A 20,029-nucleotide genomic window follows, 5' to 3' on the forward strand; every position below is an offset into this window, starting at 1 on the left:
TCAACCCGCGGCCCCCCACCCGGCCAGACTTCCGAGAAATGCCGGAAGCGCGGTCGACTCGAGTTCTTCGGCGCGCTCGGCGGTTATCGCCATCAGTTTCTCGGCATTGTGTGCGGTGAGGCCGAAGCGGTAGCGCAACCGGAACCAGCTCAGTAGGACAGGATCCGTGGCGAAGCCGGCCATGGCTGCCCGCAACTGGTGTTCCGGCACGGTCCGCAGCGCCCGGACGGTGGCGGAATCGTCGTCGCCCATCGCCGCGGCCAGGAGCCGTTCCCGGGCCAGCCGGGCTTCACGGAAGTCGTGGAGCCGGTTTTGCACGAGGCTGCTCAACCAGCTATCGGGATGTTCGTGGGTGGGGCTCTGCCCACCGAACTCGTGCACGGCGCTCTCGATGTCGGCCAGCAGCGCCCGCGCCACCTCCTGCTCTGTACCGTCCGGCACCACATCGATGAGGTAAGTAAACACGTATTCGAATATTTGGTGTTCGACAGCGGCCCACAATCGGTCCGGGGCGCCGAGCGCCGCGGCTTTCTCCGGGGTCCCGGTTACCGGGTCCAGTCCGAACGACAAGGCGATCGGCGTCTCGAGATCCTCGTCCGCGACGATATGGCCTCCGCTGTGTGTGCTGGTCGCATGATCACCCCCTGTGGAGAGCTGTTCGATCGTCCGAACCAGCGCGGGAACCGACTCGTGCATCACCTCCGCCAACTGAGCCACCGGGATCCCGAGTTGATCGGCACGCCGGGCAAGTGCCGCAGGCGTTTCGGTGAGCAGATCGAGCAGCAGCCGCGCCCAGCAAGGATCGGGTGCGGCCGATATCGACTGCCGCAGCTCATCTTCGGTAAGCTCGCGAAGTAACTTCCCCGGGTCGTCCTGTCCATGCTCGAGGTAAGCCATATGCAGCTCGAAACGCTGGCGACGGAACCGGAAGTACCGTTCGATCCGCTGATTGCACAGGTCGAACAACCATCGTTCATGGTCGAAACCTTCTGGAATGGCGACCATTTCCCGCTGCGCGCGATCGGCTATCTCGCGGATGAGCCTCCACCTGGTGGCGGGTTCCACCCGATCATACGTGTAGTCGTCGTACAACGACGATATCGAATCAGAACAACAGAACTCCACAGTATCCGATACTTGCCGCCCGAAACGTTGCCATATCCGCCGGAATTCTTCCGGCAGCGGTGGTGCTGCGTCCGGAATACGGAATGGGTATCCATCGAGCCTGCCGGACCGCACTAGTAATTCCGGAAGCCCCTCCGTGGCATCGTTCGGGTGAACGTAGGGCCGCCGGTTCGACCAAGGCCAGCGATGCGAAGGAAGCGCACGCGCCGCCTCGCGCCAGCGCTTCGACAACTCTCCCGCTGCGACGATCTCGGCGCGGCCGGGGCCGTAGATGATCACCGCCTGCGGTACACCCGGAATGAACCAGACGATCGGCTCGCCGCCTTTTTCATGGCGGCGCACAAGCTGACCCTGGGCCGATTGTGCCCTACTCCCGCGTGCGTTCCAGTTTCCGTGTGCACCGTGTGTCACCGGCAAACCGTAGGCGAAAATGAGATGAAAGAGGAAGTCTTCGTACTCCTCGGGATCATCGACCAGGTCGAGGCTGGGGAAGTAGAGCAACTCCGCCATATCGATATCGGCACCGATGTACGAGCTGCTGTCCGAGTACCGCACAGTGCCGAGGGGGCCTCGGGCCCACGCGCCGCCGCTAGGAGCCGTGCGACGGAATTCCTCCCAATTCCGTTTTCGCTGATAGAACCGGCGTGCCAATTCTTCACGCCGCGCCACATCCCATGCCAGGGAAGATCCGTCGACAGGCTCATGGAGTTGCAGCAAACCAACCAGTTCAGGTTCGAATCCAGCGGCGGCGACATCGTCGTATGTCGATGTCTTCCACTTGATATCGCGCGGTTTCGGTTCGATGCCCGCATGTCGCTGCCACCACCCCCCGGCGGCCGAGCCGGGACGCACTCCCAGAACCAACCCCATCTCGTCGGCCGCCCGGTGCAATTCCCACTGGTACTCCCAGATGATCCCGTGATAGCACTCCAGTTCCGCGGCGGTAGCCGTACCCAGCGGGGTGCGGTCGCCGCGTGGGGCGGGATGGTCGGACACCAGTAGCCGGAAGCGGTCCACAGCACCTATATCTCGCCCGCCGGGTACATCGACTCCTGAGGGAAGCAGGGCCAGCACCTCCGGCCACGCATTGCCGGTGATTCTCCGCTCATCCCGCAGTTCGCGTAAACGCTGAAGGATCCCCGCACCTTCTCCCGAACCGATGGCGATATCATGGCCGGGAATCGTGGTGCGCTGCCAGATATCCGTGATCCGATGCTCGATATCCGGTGCTCGCAGCGGTTTCCGAACTGTGGGCAGCAGCGGCTGTCCCAGTCCGCTGAGCACGAAATCGGAGCGCGGATCGAACTCGTCCCGGACCGGCGATTCCGCCGGTAGTGCGGTATGCCAATTGCCGAACGGGTAGGGTTTCAGGTCGGCGGTGATACCGTATGTATTCAGCCGACGGGCAAATGCACGGCTCCGTGTTCCCCAGATGTAGTCGTTGCGCATCAGGGTCTGCCGGAATTCCGGGTCGTGGAACTGGGCTGGGGCAGCGTCGGGTGCCGCGGGAATTTCGGGAGCACCGAGCGCGGACACATAATGGATATCGTCCGGGTACTCCATCAGCACACCCCAGCCGAACGGCTCCAGATAGTAGGGTGTGGTCACCGGCGACAGTGTCGGCCCGAGCGCGGCGTCACCCCGATAATAGGCAACCTGGCGCAGCGCAAACCAGACCTCATGCGGATCGTGCATGCAGCGGAACAGATACTGCTTTTCGTCACCCGCGAACAGCACCGCCCAGTAGTCGCCGGCCGGAAAGCCGGCCGGCATCCAGGCCCGCACCACCGACACCGGAATGCCTTTGCCGTGTACTACCAGTTCATCGTCGGTCCACGGCTGGTCCGGTAGCTCGGGCACCACCACGGACTGCGGATCGAATGACCTCAGCAAGCCCGCCATCGTACGGAACCCGCGCCGCTGCACCTGCAGCGACAATGTCGTGTCCAGGCCGAGATCACGGGCGATCTCCCTGGGAAATCTGCCACGGCACAGGAAATGGTCGAGGAAAACCGCCGCCTCGAAATCCGAGCCGTACAACTGGTCCAGGCAATGCCACCAGGCCACGTTGCACTGGAAGACCGAGTCGGCGACGAACTGCCATTCGGGCAACAGCTCCGGGCCTGCCGGCATCGCCGCGCCGGCAATATCCATAAACAATGCCGTGGCCGCATTATAAGGACTGTTTGCCGACCGATTCGCCGCGTCCGACACTACTGATTCGACAGCCGACGCGGTTCGCGCTCCGAGAATCTTCTCCTCGATCGTATCCCGCCATTCGCGAGGATATCCGTCCGCCACCCTCCGCAACAGTTCCCCGGAATCGCCCTGTGCCAGCTCGAAGAGCAAATGAGCTTGGAGCCTGATATTGCGGTGCAAGAGATTCATCGACACCACGTCCCGCGACACAGCGCTCAGAAGCGCACCGGCGGCAATGCACTGCCCGGAACTCGGCGGTTGCCCGCCTTCCAACCACTCCAGCAGGGCCGCCCGCTCGGTCGCATCCATGAGCAGTGAGACCTGTTGCACCGCGTGCGGACTCTGCCGATACGCGCGCCGCACAGCAGCGACGACATCGTCTTCCGCCGCCGGTTGTTCCGCGAGCAATGAACGCATCCATCGCAGGGAGTCACGCAGGGGGACCGATAGTTCATCGAAGCGGGCCCCGAGCACCCGCAGCGCGGCCTGCTCGGCCGGCATCCGGCCGGCGCTTCCCGGGATATCCGGGATGTCGGGACCCCGTAACGGGCCACGCCGCCCGGGCCACGGGCCCATTCCCTGATGTGAACCGACAACACGGCCCGGCAGCCGACGCGTCCGGCCGGACGCCGGGGTCGCGGCGTCCATCGGATTATCCGCGTCACGGTGCGTGGTATGGCCGCGTTCCTCGACGCTTTCGTCTCCCGATCCGGGGTCGCCGGTGATACTTGCACCCCCTTCAGCTTTTGGGGGACCGGCCTCCTCGGGTAACGGTTCTGTGTCCGGCGGCGCTCCGGGCAGTGGCACCGAACTGTCAACACCTGGTTCGTCACCCGGCCGTTGTCTGGAACCGACTCCTCGACCGGCGGCAGGATCGGTGAATTCGTCGCGAAGAGTAACTCGCCATGCCCGTGTGATTTCGTCGCGGACCCACTCGACCCGGTGACCTGGTCCGGCCGGTGGAGTGGGCAAATCGTGAACCGGGCCGACCCGCTGATGCTCGATTGAGTAAGCGATAGTCGGATACGGCACGGTATCCAGTAGGGCGATTCCAGTTGCCTTCGTACCGGGCTCAGCATCCGGTAACGCCTGTACTACTGCGTCGATGAGCGCCTTGGTAGGCCTGGTCTCCGTCGACCATCCGCGTACTGCCAATTGGGTAGCCAGCCACTGTTCCAGCGCCGGCTGCCACCCCCGATCAGGCGCTTTGTCGTCGAGTTCGAACCACGTGTCCTGCGCCAACGCAGCGCTGTAAAGGTCGACTTTTTGGTGACTCCAGCGGCCCAGAACGAACTCCGTATCGGGAAACCGGGCCCTCATGTTTCGCGCCTGACGCGGGCTGATGGGGTCCTCCACAACAAGGACCAGCTCGCCGGGCTCTACATGCCGGAGCGCCTTCGGCAACTCTTGCAGGTACTCACCGGTAACCAGTACCTTGTGCGCATTCCGTCCCCGAGCCCCGCGCATTGACAACCGCTCGTCGATGACACTGACCAATTCCAACCCGGAAAACGGATCCACTCCGGTGATTCGTTCTCCGTCCACCAGATCGTCGAGCACGATCGCGATGCCCGACTTCCGGCTGTAGATCTGATGGCGCACAGCTGATTCCTGGCCGAATCGCCGCCTGTTCCGTTGAGCGACGACGACCGTCGTGATAGCCATGGTCTCTTCGGTTCGTCGTTCGGCATTGAACCCGACCGACATCGCCAGTCCGGCGCCGCAGCTCTCGGCGAGGAACATGGCCTCCGTCAGGGTCAACACCGACCGATCCTCGATTGCCGCCTGATTCGGAACGAGGTTGCCCAGCACCGGAACCCCGTCCAGCAGGTGGACATTTACGTGGATCATCGAGGCCCCCGAAGCCAGTGCGCGGGCAAACTCGTCGCGGCCACCAGAATCGCATCGGTAGTGCAATCCGGTGATCGGTAGGACCGGCCGGTTCTCCGGCACCAGCGCATCCGGTTTCGGGACCAGGTCCGGGCGCTGTGTGCTGATCTCCCCACCGAGCGCGACGGCTCGCATGATCTGCGCATTCCGGTCGGCGCCACGAACAATCAGCCCATGCCCGAGGGTGCGCAGCAGCAACTCCCAGGAGATATCGCCGATATCGACCGCGACAATCTGCGCGATCTCGAGCATAGCCCGGCGCGGCTTCTTCCCCTTCTCGATAACCGCGACGAGTTCGGGCCTGCCCGTGGAGACCTGGGCATCCAGCTCGTCGATAATCTTCTGGGCTGCGGCGAGCTCGGAAGTTTTGCTGCTGCCCAGGCGAAGAACCACACCGACTTGTGCTGCGGAGCCGATGAGCTCCCGAACCATCGCGGAGAAATCCGCCCCCGTCAATCCCCGAGTTTCCAGCTCCAGGGAGATACGCCCTCCCCATCGGGCGGTCTCGATGGCTATAACGAGCTGACGCAGGAGAAATACCCCGGAATGCCACTGCCTGGCAACCGGCTCGTCCGGCTTCGGTTCGCCCTCCGGGACAACAACTACTTGCTGATCCGGTTTGGACCAACTCACCCGTATGCCGATGGCCGAGACATCCGGGCGCAGCAGCGACTGTATTGCCGTCAAACCTGGCTCACTACTCACCGCCTCGACGGATACGAGATCGTTCGCCCCATCCGCCGGGCCTGGTTCTCCGGGCGATGGTGTCTTCAGGATCGCCCGGCAACGATCGGGGTAGCCGGTGACAATGCCCACCGCACCGTACTTCTGGACATCGGAGGCAGCTTGCTCGCCGGACACATCGGACGCCAGCACCGGTATACCCTGCCTCCTGAAACGTCCGACTGTCGCCGCATCGAGGTGTTCGGCCGAGACGATTGCCAGAGTCACGCCACGATCGCCGATGCGGCCGAACGAGCTCACCTCGCGGACCTGAGCCGCTCGCCCGACCTGCACACCGCTCTCAGCCAGAACCTCCGTGACAGCCAATGCGCCCGTCATCGGTGACGCCTGCCACCGGTGCGCCACGCCAAGTCCCGACAGCACCGCGCCGCTACGCAGCAGAACGGCCCGTATGAACGCTTTATCCGGCCGCGGCCGCGGTCCCAGCGCCAGGCCCAGGCTCAAGCCCACACCACGCCCATGAAGTCGTTCCCCCAGCTCGAGCAACGGCATGGCGCCGAGCTCACGTGCCTCCGCGACGGTATCGACGGCTCGGAGGATGCCGGTGCCGGGACCGGAACACATCACGCTTCCCTCGACCACCCAGATATCGACGCCGAGCACATTGGCACCGTCAGCAATGGCGGCATCCACCCCTTCGGGGGTGACCACAGGAAGCGGATACTGCACCTCGAACTCCGCAAGCCGGCCCGCCGCCCGATCTTCGGCCGAGAGCCTCGCGCCGGGGTTCGGGCCAGTGAGCGCGATTGCGCCCGGGGCGTCCGCATCAGCGGACCTGCGCGTATCCGCCGCCGAAATCGACTCGACGGTGGCTACGGACACCGCATCGGCTCCCAGCGCCCGCGCGACATCGGCCGCGGGCGTATCGTTCGCGGCCACATACAGTCTCAGCCCCGGAACCTGCCGAACCTGCCACAGAACGAGATCGGTATCGCTTGCTTGCCGGGCGCCATCCTCGGCAAGATATCTCAATTCGGGGATCTGCACGGCAGTCGCCCGCAGGCTGTACGCCGTACTCGCCGGGTCCACCGATTGTTTTCGCGTCATCCAACCCATTGCGCCCGGCTCGAAACAAGCCACACGTTCCCGGGCACGCACTGCGATATCGTCCACCTGAGCCAGCAACGGCCAATAGGAGCTCGCCAGCCCGTACTCCACGCCGTGATGTTCCAGCACCAGGACAGCTGCCGCCACCGCGCCCCGCATACGTCGTAGCGATTCTTCGTGACTCTCGTCCGGGTCCGGTTCGACCCTGATCACGACCTTCGTGCCGGTCCGTGCGGCCAGCTCCGCCAAAACAGCGACCGATGTGGGAACGCCCCGGCCCACGATGATCGCCTCGCCGTCCTCAGCGGCTCGTACGGTCGCCTCGACCACAGTGCATTTTGTGAGCACCGATCGCTCTGGTATCCCGGCCTCGCCCACCCGGAAGCGAGGTCCAGCGCCCGCTGTCCGCCCGATGCGCGTGCTGCCCAGGTCCGCCCGGCGGCCCGAGTTGTCGTCGGACCCGCCCACGGCGGCTACCGTGCGGACAACGTCCGCCGGCCGGTTCTCGTGGGCTTCGCGCCGCTCGTCCACACCCACGCCGTCCACATGTCCTGCCGCCGCGTGAATCGCAGGGCGGAGGGTCTTCTCGTCCGACTCATTCAACGGCGCGGGCGCGACGGCCGCTTCCACTATGCCTCCAGACCGCTCTTCGGCAACGGACCGGAGGATCTCGGATTGCTCCACCGAGCTGCCGTCTGATTGTTGCGTCGAGGAGGCACCGTCTTCGCCTGAAATGGATCCGATCTTCACGGCCATGTCGGTGGTGGAGACGAAATCGTCGGTCGACCGTTCTACCTCCGGCGGTCCGAAGATCATGCCGTGGATCGATCGCACCTGTGCCGACCGGTGCTGCGACGCCCACACCGAGAAGTCGACCCAGGTAAGCGTTTTCGTGTCATATACCTTGATTCGGCCGCCTACGTTCTTCATCCCTAAGGCATGCGCGCCCACGCAGTGGCGCGCATCGACCAGATCCTCGTACTCCTCGACGACGGCGATCTTTGCGCCATCGCCGAGTTTCTCGAGTGTGCGTTTCAGCGCGTCCAGATCGCGGAACTCCTCCAGCCGCCGGCCAGCATATTCTTCGAACCGGCGGGCAGTGATGCCACTGCAGCCCACTTCGAAATATTCGGGCAAATGGTCAATTATGGTCTGGTCGGCAACGAACTCCCGCAGAACCTGCCACCAGCAGTCGTTGTCGTAGCGAATCTGCGCATCGACAACACCGGGTGTGGTTTCACTGATATCGGTGACACTTCCTGGTTGTGGCGATCCTGTCCGGTGTTCGCCCGGATCCTGCCGGGCGCGTCGACGCTCCTCCTCCCAACTCCAGTCAACCGAGGTCTTACCCCGTCGAACATCCACGTGAGGCGCGAGTTTCGCCGACTCTTTCGCAACCGAAGTAGCGTCGGTTGCCAGTCGAAACTGCGTGCCCGCCTGTGTCATCAGCGTGACGATCGAAGCCACCCCACGGCGGGCGGCATCCGATTTGACCTCGACTTCCCTTCCGTATGGGGACGAGGTTCCCCGGTAGTAGACCTCCCAGCCGACATCCCGCGCGCCAACGAGACGTAGCGCCTCCTCGAGGGAGTTGTATCCCTGCTCCCATGCCTCAGCATAAGTGAGCTTCTGTGCTTCCTCGTGAGTGGAATCACTTCCTGGCACGACGATGGGCACGCCATCAGTGGTCACCGCAATGTCCAGCAGGATTTTGTCGGCCCCGAGCCGCATCGCGTAGGCGACCGCCCAGCCACTATCCCATCGGTAAAGAACCTCGGAACCATCCGCAGCCCATCGCCGAGCTCTTCCCGACGCGCCCTCTCTCAGCACAGGGAAGAGCTCGCCACCTGTCAGGTTCAATACCCACATGTGTGCTACGCCTTCTGGCGATCGGACCGATTCGCCGAACGTCGTGGACAGCAAATTCGCCGTGGTTGTCACGATTCCATCGACCGCCGAAGCCAGTAGGCGGCGCATGGCCGGCGCGTCGCCATCGATACGGCCCACCACCCGCATGGAGTCGTCGCCGGCCGACCGTGCGGAGAAGATCAGCTCGGGACCTATGAGATCCCCCGACAGGGACAACTCCGCCACGCCGACCTCGCGCGCAGCCGTGAGCAACCCCTGGCGCCGTATCTTCTTCGCCCACTTCTCCCCAAGCGCACTCGCCGACTTGCTGCCCTTGTCGGGGAAGCCGTCAACGATCGCTACCCGCGGAACATTCGGCAGCGACCTCGCGGCCTCGGCGAGCAGATCCCACCGCTTGGACGCCACACGGCAGGCGACGCCTGTCTGGCTCAGAGTGATCACTGTCTGTGGCACCAGGGACCGGGCTTGGTCGCCTTCGGAGTCGGCGTCCAATCGTAGAGTGACGGTGATCGGCAGGTCGAGATCGCCGAGGTAGTTCATCAGCGGTCCCAGACCCGTGACTCGGGCATCGGATTCGCCGACCGGGACCGAGTTGTAAGGAGTTTCCGAGTCCGGACGGACCGGGCTGGGCACACCGAGCTCTACCGACGAATGCCGGTAAACGGACCGGGCGACCTCCTCGGCGGCGGTATCCGCAGGCGCCTCGTAGGCCACCAGCACGCCATCGGCCGTGCATACCACCGGGACCTCGACCGAGGTCGCACCGCTGCGGACAGCGGCGATCAATGCCGGAACACTGCCCACCGCGCCGACCTGCCTGTCGAACTCTTCCGACCGGGGCTCTGCCCATGTCTCGCCGAAACCCAGCGCATCCCTGGGGTGGCGCACGCTCCGACCGGCGCCGCCGACTGCTTCGTCACGTGGTGCACCTCGATCGCCGGATTCGGACGAGTCCGAACCTCCCGTTTCGCGCCGTCGACCTCCGGCCCCCCCTACGGCAGCCGCAGCGCCGGTTTCTACGACGCTGTTCGTACCGGGCTGTCCGGCCCGTAATCCCTCGCCTGTCGAGGGCATATTCTTGCCACCTGGCCGCCGTCCGTCACCCGATTCGGTTCTGCTCCAATACTGTTCGACATCATCGATGGACTCACGCAGCAGTTCGACATCGTGGCGTTGCGCGATCATCGCGTCCAACACCTCATCGCAGAATACTTCGAACGCTTCGTCGCCGACGGTCGTGGCGGGGTCGAGAGCGGCGGCCGTATTGTCCGCGCCGAACGCGTTCTCGACGGCGTAGACCGATTCGGTGTAGGAGCCGATATCCGTGCCGGAACTCACCCAGATCTGCTGGCGGCTCACCGCGTTCATGGCCACCGACGCGGCCCACGGACGCCAGCGGTGCTCGAGTTCCAGTGTCAACCAGGTTTCGAGGCTCATGCCGTCGACCGGCGGCGTGATGTCCTGTCGCCGGGGTGTGCGAAGTTCGGTCAGGGCGGTGGCCAGCTGTTCACCCAGCTTCCGCAGGAAAGCCGCATGATCGCCCAGCAACTGATCGTCGACCACGAGAACGGAAGGCACGGGATGCTCATTGATCGTGATCCCGGACCTTCCCTGCCCGAGGGCGAACCGCCAGTTGCTCCGCAGCAGTGTCTTACACACATCGGTGAGCAGGGCCGACTGATTGACGAACCGATCGATATCGGGACCGAAACCGGTGGTCACCGGACCATCCACCGGAGCCGGGTCCACCGACGGCGACTCCTCTTCCGGGCTTTCGGAATTCGACCCCACAGCGCCGACGGTCACCGCGAAGGCTCCCGCGGCACCCAACAGGATTCCCCGGCGGTTCATCCCGGTACCAGGATCCGCGTCGGCCGCACCGTCACCGACGAACGCCGCCGTCCCATCCGGCAGGTCCTCTGCGGTACTGGTGGTATCCAGGTGGACGTTGTGCACGGCGGGTGCCGCACCGGTCGCGGGTGAACCGATCCGGGAGAACGAGTAGTCCTTACCCCGGCTACCCAATGCGGGAAGGAACCGACCGAACAACCCGCCCTGCCGTGGAATCTCCGGCCGGCCGGGACCGTGGAAAGTGATCGCCGGAATCCACGGCAGAATATTCGCGCGTGGCGACCATTTCTCGAACGGGATCGGTGTGCCGAAATTCGGGGCGCTATCGGTTTCGTACACCATAACGCGACCACCCTCGTTGCGGAGGATCACCGCATGCGCACCGATCTCGTCGCGACCCATTCGCGACGGGTCCTGCTCGAACGCCATCAGCCAGGCACCGTCACGGACTGCCGGGTCGGCGGACCTGTCCGGCGGATCCCCGTACAGCAGCCAGTCCGCCATCTCCCGGTATGCGTCTTTGATGGCTTGATACGGATCGTCGGAAGCCGCTGGGTCCGTGAGGGAACCGAAACCGCCGGGATGGTGCCGTCCGTCGAGTGCGATCTCGGCGTCCCGGGGGGTCGGCGCCTTCTTCTTACCGGGCAGGGGTGCCGGCCCGTCGCCGGTGATGGCGCCGATGTACTTGGCCGACATCACCCCGTTCCGCAGACAGTCCTCGCGGCCCGTGTCGAAACCCGCCGCCACGCTCCCGGTCACGGCGGCCACCGGGCGGTACCGGCGGCCCGGGTACGCGCCGGCCACCGGCAGAGGCCGCTCACCGGACTCGGGCGGGGCTTGTGTCCCGTCGAGCGAGCCATCGTAGGAGGCGACGGCATCGATGATCCACCGCCGCGCCCAATCCGGCAAGAACTCTTCGGCTGCCGGTTCGCGTTCGGGCTGGTTCTCGGCCGCCTTCCGCCGGTTTTCATCGGCGAACGCAGTTCTGCGGCGCCGGTCCTCGATCAGGAGCTCACGTGCCGCCTGCAGGAGTTCGCCGAACGACGCGTCGCCGGCCACGAGCTCGCGCGTGCTGTTCACCAGCTCGGCGAGCTTCGTCTGCGGTGAAGACTCCTCCTGGAGCCCAGCCATTCCCGCCGAATACTCCGGCAGCAGCCCGAGCGCCGTTTCCAGTCGCGACCGGCACCGCTCGACCACCATGCCGTGATCGGCCATAATATCGGCAACCGGCTGCCAATCCGCGGCGACCAGCCCCGGTTCTCGCAGCACACTCCCAGCCACCGCGAGCAGATCTTCGACACTCGTTTCGGTCAGCTCACGTACCAGCCCCGCATGGCGAAGCAGTCCCGTTTCCAGCGGTGACAAGGCGGACAGCAGCCGCGCCCGGAAGCCGGCAGACGCATCGAATGCGGTTGCACGGTCCGCGGACCCGCTCGGCCGGTTCGCCGTCGTCCCCGGGGGACGATGACCACTACCATCGTGGCTACGCTGGGGAGGCTCGGGGCCGGAGAAGTCACCCAATCGTCTGGCACGTGGCTGGTCGACCACCTCGATGACTTCGGACAGCGCAACCTGAAAGGTATAACGCAGACCATCCTCGGTCTCGGTCGCTTCCGCCCCCAGCCGTGTCACTCGCTGCTGCGCCACGGGCTCTTCGCCTGGAGGAACGCGCTCATCAACGTGTACTACAAGTGTGGAACCGTGCGCCGTGTCGGTGGTCGAGATCGCCAGATCCAGACTGGTAAAGACATCGAAGGATTCGAGTATCCGGCCGACCCACCGGCCGGCGGCCTTGGTCGTGGCCGGTTCGGTCCCGGGCGGCAAGGCCTGTCTCGCGAGCGTGTCCAGTAGATCAGCCGTCGGCCTTGTGCCCCCGGCCCGGTGATACGGCACCGCTTCATCCAGAGGCTGAGCTCCCGAGTCCTGAGGTCTCGCCTCACCCATAGCACTCGCTGGTGCGCCTTCACCCGGTGGGTCCAGCGCGGCGTCTGCGCTGTCCGACGAATCTGGTTGTTCCCCAAGGCCTGGGCTGACCGAAACGTCACCATCGGCGGTCACCGTGACACGCACCGAACACCCCGCCGCGTGGTATTCGCCGAGCTGTGCACTCACCTGCGCCACGCGGGCCGCGTCGAGTCCCCACCGCTCACCGAGCGATCTCAGCAATGCCTGAACCGGGTTCACCACTACCTCAGCGGGCATGTCCGGTCGCAACGTCACGGTTACTGTGCGGTGGGCCGGAACGTTCCCGGCGACTGTCACCTCGAGCCAGGGCGTGTCGCGATCATCCAGTGACAACGTCAGCCACGGATGCACGCCGACCTCGCCATCCAGACCGACCCGGCCGCCCCCGGCGGATTCGAGGGCGCCCTGGATCAGGTGTATCAGGGTCGCCCGAACATCCTCATACCTGCCGAGCAGGACCTGCAGCCTATCTCTCGTCGCCGCAACGAGGTCAGCGCTCCACACGATTATCTGGTCGGGACTCTTGGACCGCCGAGACCCCGGCGTGAACTGGTCGGATGCCGTGCTCGGTGGCGGTATACGGTCCCCACTGATCCACCGCGACCCGATCTGCCATCCCTTACCGATCGGGCCGAATTCGGTAATCTCTGTTCTTCCTCGCTGAACAGTTGTCGTTGCCAGCCGAACGGCTATCTCCTGGTTCTCGGTGGAGCCGGTGATCTCCATCACCACCTGCACTGCCCCGACACCGACGTGGTCCACATGGGTTTCGACGGTTCGGCACACCTGTCTGCCGCGACCAGGCATAGACTTTTCGACAGCAGACCCGACGATCTCGGCAGCACCGATCAACTGATCGCCGTCCGCGGTTTCCACCTCTGCGGTGAGAGTCATGTTGCCCTCATCGACGGTCAGCGTCAGCCACGGTTGCTCGGAATTGTCGAAGACCGACACCGTCAGCTGATCATCCGAGGGTGTGATCTGGACCTTTACGTTCCCCTTCGCCATGCTGCGCAGCAGCGTTTGCCACACCATCGAATCGACCAGCGCCTTGGTCTCGGGATCGGCGACGGCAGCCGTTGTCGCCGCGACGAAATCGTCGTCGCTGGTGAAACCCGATCGTGTCCTGTCGAACCCGGCACCGGTCGAACCGCTCACCGAGCCGAGCGACGCTGTCGCGGCAGCGGCCACCTGTTCATCGGGTGTTCCGGGGGCTTGGGGATAGTCCGGCGGAATACCGAAGCCCGGCCACCGGTCACCGGGTTGCTCGTTGTCTCCGCTCGATTCCTCGCCGGTGCCGTCGACAGGCTGTGCACCAGTAATGTTCGAGGCAAATCGCGCATCGTTGACGACGGGAATGTCGACGGCGAACCCTGGTGTTTCCGGGGTAATACCCTGGTCCGAGTAGCCGACCGAGAAGGCTCTGTCGTCCCCGTCGCTTGCCTGACCGTCGGAAGGTTCATACCACGGATCGCTGCTCGCGAGATGCGGGTCGATGTACCGGATGGTGCGGACCTCGTCCGGCATATCTTCCCGGTTGGCGGCCACCGCCACGCTGCCGGCTCCCCGACCATAGCCGACGACATGCATCTCCGGTGGCCGCCCCGCTCGGCATTCCGCTCCACCGGCGAGTGAGGCGAGCAAGCTGTTCAACATCGATCCGTTCGGCGGGTGCTTTCCATACCCGACTCCCACCACAACCGTTACCGATTTATCCGGGTCAGCGGCGGCGATCATTCGGTACGTATCGAGAGCTCGATTACACAGATCGACGTTCTGTTCGAGCCCACCATCACCGGTAAGAACGATCATCCGATCGGCGGTCTCCTGCCCCAAAGCAAACAAGGCCCGATCCTGATCCTGATCCACATGCAGGATGCGCAACTCGGGAGGACTCAACTTCAGCGTCCGCGCCACAGCCTCCTGCCAAGCAGGCAGCGCCGTTGTGTACAGGTCCGTCAACTCGTCGACAAGAGTCCAAGCGTCCGGCTCTGCTGCTACCTCGTCCGAAGAGCCGTCTTCGGTCCTCGCCTGAAGTGTGGCCCAGTTGATCTGATGGACATCAGCCCAGGACGGACCTCGTGCGGCACCGGTTTCCGGATCGATGGCCAGCCATTCGCGATCCTGCCAACCGGCCCGGTCCCACGCCTTGGCCGCGGCATAGGTGGTGGCACGCACATCCCGTGGTTCCGGATCTGTCCCGTTGGTCATCCAATGCTGCTCGAATCGGCTCCATGACACAAGCTGCTGCAGCGGACCGACCCAGCCGGTGTCGGTTTCGCGGATCTCGAAGCGATCGCCGCCACCGACGCAGACCAGGCGCCGCGTGCCCGGATCACCGGTGAGTTCGACTGTAGCCGGTCCGTCGACCAGCAGTCTCCGGACAGCAGCATCGACGGCGATGAGTGTGGGGTCGCCGGAACAGTCGGGGACGAGATCGGTGCAGGTAGCAACCTCGAGTCGGGCGGCATCGGGGTCGTCACCGGCGTCGAAGGTTCGGCTGTGCGATTCCGTACCTGCACTATCGGTTTCCTGTGTCGAATCCTGATCGACCGGCACCGCCGCGCTGTCCGTATCGTTCGTTCGACCAGGATCGACACGCAGTTCGGTATCGCCGTCGAGTTGTAGGAGCCCCACGGTGACAGCCCCGGCTTCAGCCAATCGCTCAGCTTCGGTAACCGCTGAATCCACGACACCGTCGTCCATACCGTCGGCGATGATCCGCACTGCGGCGTCGGCGCTCAACCCGGTCGGCTGGTTTGTCAGGTGTTGGAGGGTGACGGTGAGTCCATCACCGATCAGTTCGTCGATATCAATCGACAACACATAGTCTTCATGACGGACGGTGATCGCGAGGGACGCCGCAACACCCGGGCGGCACGTTGCCTGCAGCGATACACGGCTACCGTCCTGCGCTGCCAGCTTCAACAACCCAATGAGCTTCATCGCGTGTGGGAAGCGGTGCGCTTCGGTGATCTCCGTGAACTGTGCGAGCACGGCATCAGTGGTGGCATCGGCTGGTATCTCGACGTCCACCCGATCACGGCGGCGCTCCGACGGCGCGACCGGCTGCCCGATCGGTGAGGGCTGGAACGCTGATTCCGAGGTCGCTCCGAAACAGGCGTGTTTCAATTCGACCGGTAGTGTCGTACTTCCCGGCAGTAGCACCCGTAACATCGCGTGTTCGGTGCCGTAACCATTCAACATGCCTTCCGCCCGCAAGGTTACGGCATTCCGCACCAGCTCGTCACGAAGCCGAGTTCCCAGCCAATTCGTGATTCGTGCCTTCTGGTCCGACGCGCCGGGGACAGCGGTCCACACCACCTCCACGGATTCCGGCGAAACACGGATCCGTACACTGGCGCCGACGAGATCAGAAACGTTGACGATGACTTCCCCGGACTCGGCAATACTTGCCGTCACGGTGCCGGCTGTACCCGGCTCGCCGAGCCAGAGCAGTCCGGACACCAGGTCTGCCACATCGTCGTCGACTCCGCCCAGCTCCCGGAGGCCGGCGAAAACTCTCTCGTGGTCGTCGTTCTCGGCGATATCGACCGACTCGAGCGAACGACCACCTGCGGCCTCGATGTGAGGCAGAGAAGATGCGAGGAAATCCGTCATCTCCGCATCGGACGGAATCAATCTGTCCTCGATTCGCAGAGGTTGCGCATGCAGGTCGGCAACCATAGCGGCCAAACGGTACTGTCCAGCCTTCTCGAACAGCTCTTCCAGTCCAGTCTGCTGATCCAGTGTCAGTGAGCCGGACGAGCGGATCAGTTCTGCCTGAAGTTCCCTGATGGTCTCTTCGACCCGGTCCGGTTGCCACCGTTGGAACGGCACCCACAACCCCAGACCACCGAGTGCGGCACGGACTTCGGATGCGGCTTGGTCCTTCTTGACCTCAGCGTCCCAAAGCTTGGAAAGATCGTCCGGCTCAATCGTTCCGGACTCCGGCTCCACCGAGCTAACACGCTGAGCAAGCTCGATCAGATGCGCTATCCGCTGATTCCAGTGTTCGATGTCCATCGCCTGGCTCCGCTCATTCTGCACCAGGCTCAACAGCGCGAGGTACTCCGTGCTGCTGGAATCAAGGGCCACTTCGGCTGCCGAGACCAGCGAGTTCACACCGTCGGTCAATGAACCGCCACGTGAGTCCCGGAGAAAAATGCCTACAGGTCGATCCCTGAGGTCAAGTGCACTGGCGATCTCGCCGTGCAGCATCTGCTGGAAGGTCAGGAGCTCCAGATAGCGATCACGGGCATCAGCGATCGCATGCACGATCCTTTCATGGGTTTCGGAATTTTCGCGATCCTGTGGGGGTAGGGGCAGTTCCGTCAGATCAGAGGGCACGATTCCGCGTTCCATGGCGAGCTTCGGATCATCCCAATCAGCGGTGACATCCCGCTCCGATGAACCTGGCGCGGCACTTCTCTCGATCAGATCAGCCAGCGTGATTCCGGCAGCGGCGCAGACCTCCCTCCATGTGGTGTCCAGTCCACTTTCTCGAATCCGATATTCGAGATAGTCGAGATCCAGGTAATTGATGCCTTGCACGATGGCTGCAGCAGCCTCGACCTCCGGTGGAGAGGCCCGCATATGCGACAAGATGCTGTCTTCGGCCCGATGTGTCCCCCCGCCAATCGGCGGCAACATGGCCGCCGCCGCGGGGGCGAGGTAGTCGGCGCCGAAGTTGCCGGACTCCGTATCGGATTCCGGTGCTCCGCTGGAGGTCGACCCGATATCGTCCGCGGGACTGTCCGGAACATCGACGAATGCTCCGGCGTCGGCCAGGAGGGCGTCCGTCACGAGGGTGACACCCTCCGCTTTGTCGAGATCCCCGTTTCGTATTTGGTGGCCGATCTCGAGCTCGCCGTATTCATTGTCCGCCGCAGGGTACAGTTCGGTGAGATGGCCGCCGATATCGTGACCGGCGACGCCCATTTCCGATCGGACGATGCCCAGGAATACCACGCGTTGTGCGATCGGTTCGATCCGGGCCCGCAGGAGCACCTCGTCGGAGTCAGCGCTGGAGGTGGAAGGATCGAATGAAATCGGATCGGGCACACCTTGCTGTGCCTCCATGACCTTCATCGCCAGAACGGATACCACCGCATTCGGATTGTCATCAAGGTCCGCATCGATTTCTATTGCGGGAACGCCGAAATTCGCCAGACCGGCCGAACGCATGAAGCCTTCACGGTAACCGATCTGCCAACCATCGGATTTCAGCGCTTTGATCGCCTCGGCCAGTGACGGTGTGTGCAGCACCAGCGCATCGACTTCGTCACCGAGGCCGGTGTCCACACCGCCCACGAACTGATGCCACAGCTCCCGGTAGTGGGGTTCGTACTTCGTGTAGTAGTAGTAGTTCTCGGGTTGCCGAAGCATCTCCTCGGCAATCGCCGAACACGCCTCGCCATCCGTCAGCTCACCGGCGACAGCCGCCTCGTACATCGTCTGGACGATGTCCTCCACGCCGGAGGTGTGACCACCGAATCCGATATCCGTCTTTCCATCGGTGGCCTGCAGGATCTCGCGTCGAACGTGGGCGGCAGCCAAACCGGCTCGCGCCTCTACTACGAAATGCCGGCGGAGCTGCCGCAGAACCCAGTCGCTCTTGCGGTCACCGTCGACCGGCGGCTCCACCTGCTCATCACTGTCGGTGATCGTGACCGCATGGTTCAGTTCATGCGCCAGAACGGCCACGGTCTGATACAGATCGCCATGAAGCTTGCCGGTGAGGTCGATAACTTTTGGTCCGAACGCTGCAGTCGATTCGTTGTCGGGCTCCCCGAATGCGATAGTCCAGCCCAGCTCCTGTGCCCGCCACAGTAGCTGGCGAAGGTAAGGAGACTTTCTCACCAGGGCGTCGACCTCGGGGCCGAGCCCGGTCCACACCGTCCGCCGCTCATCGGCAACGAAATTCGCGATACCATCGAAACCGAAAGCACCCACCAGTGCGCCGACACCGGCGCCGCCCATCATTCCGAGAACGCGTTTCCTCGTCGGTCCCGCCGCGCTACCAGGTCCGGTCGAGATAGCCTCCCCCGGATCACGGTCTTCACCGACCGACTCCCCTGCCTTGGGGTCACCCTCCGCGTTCACAGCAGAATCATCCGAACCGGAGTCTCCCGACCTCCTTGCCAACCAGGCTGCAAGGCCGGGGACGAGGGCGTCCGCGGAACTATCGATGCCGTCAACATCTGCCGTGGGCCGCAGATACCCCCCACCGACCCGGTCGCCGTTGGGCAACAGCCAGTACACGTCCTGGGAGGGTGCATCCTCGAGCGATTCCAGGTACTGCAAATACCCCGATTCCGGATCCAGCATCAGGTCAACGAGATGGTTTCGCTCAGCATCGCCCCAGGTGACCACATTCTTCGACTGCGCTTGCGCGTCGCGCTGGGCGCCCGCGAATATATCGTGTTCACCGAAGTCCTCGGCACCGTAGTATGCGGCCACGAAACTGCCGATATCCGCACCGATATTGTCGAGAATCTCCTGCCGTGCTTGCGCGTGAACCAGCAGGCCTTCCGCATCGATCGCGCATCGCGCACGCAGAACTCGGAACGCGTCGATCGGCTCGACCTGTGACGGGAGATCGCGCGCGGCTTCGGGACCGTAGGTGGCGATACCCACCAGCACCGACAGTACGAACAGCGCCTCGTCCGGATTATGCTCGAGCGCTTCGTCGAGGACGATCTCACGGTGTTCGAAGTCGACGAAGCTGCCAGGTCCAGGTGCCGTCCGCAGGATCCAGACCTGCTCGGTGGCGAGCTTCTCCAGCTTCCTACCCAGCGATGGCGCGGCCGCGAGCAGCTCGTTCACTCTGTCCCCGAGCCCGGACGGAGGTGGTCGGGGCGGGCCTTCGTCGGGGACCACGGTGTCCACAATCGCTGTGAACGCTCCATAGGCGATACAGAGCGCCACCGTTCCAGTGGCGATACCCAGATGCTTGTTCGCGCGACGCCGTGTCAGACCCGAACCGTGCCTGGTGTGGTTCAGGCTGCGCCCACTCTCAGCACTGTCTCGATCCCGCCCGAACCGGCTGCGTAGTTCGACCTCGTGGTCCGCGCCCTCGTAATCGATGAGACGACCATCCTTGTCGTAGGCCACCACGCTGGTGCGGTCGATACCGTTCGGGACGTCTTCGGGATCCCACACCCGTACCCGCCGCTGGTCGGGGTCGTACATCCACACGTTCTCGCCGAGCGCGAACCGGGCCCGCACCGCCGCTGCTTCAGCCGGTCCGCCGCCTTCGGCCTCGACAAGGGCCACGACGAAGTCCACATCGTTGCTGAGCAAAACCATGTGGCCATCCACGTCGCCCGTGCCGGGG

General features: G+C 64.1%; 1 protein-coding gene (running past one end of the window). It reads right to left on the reverse strand.

The genetic code is table 11. The annotated features are described in order from the left end of the window. Positions 1–20,029, reverse strand: partial view of a WXG100-like domain-containing protein gene (locus NFL01S_RS01410; RefSeq protein WP_062970639.1) — the end only. It continues 22,880 nt past the right edge of the window; only the last 20,029 of its 42,909 coding nucleotides appear in the window; its start codon lies beyond the right edge, outside the window; the stop codon is at positions 1–3.

It is taken from the genome of Nocardia flavorosea NBRC 108225 (assembly GCF_001613385.1).
In the GTDB taxonomy this organism is placed as follows: Bacteria; Actinomycetota; Actinomycetes; order Mycobacteriales; family Mycobacteriaceae; genus Nocardia; species Nocardia flavorosea.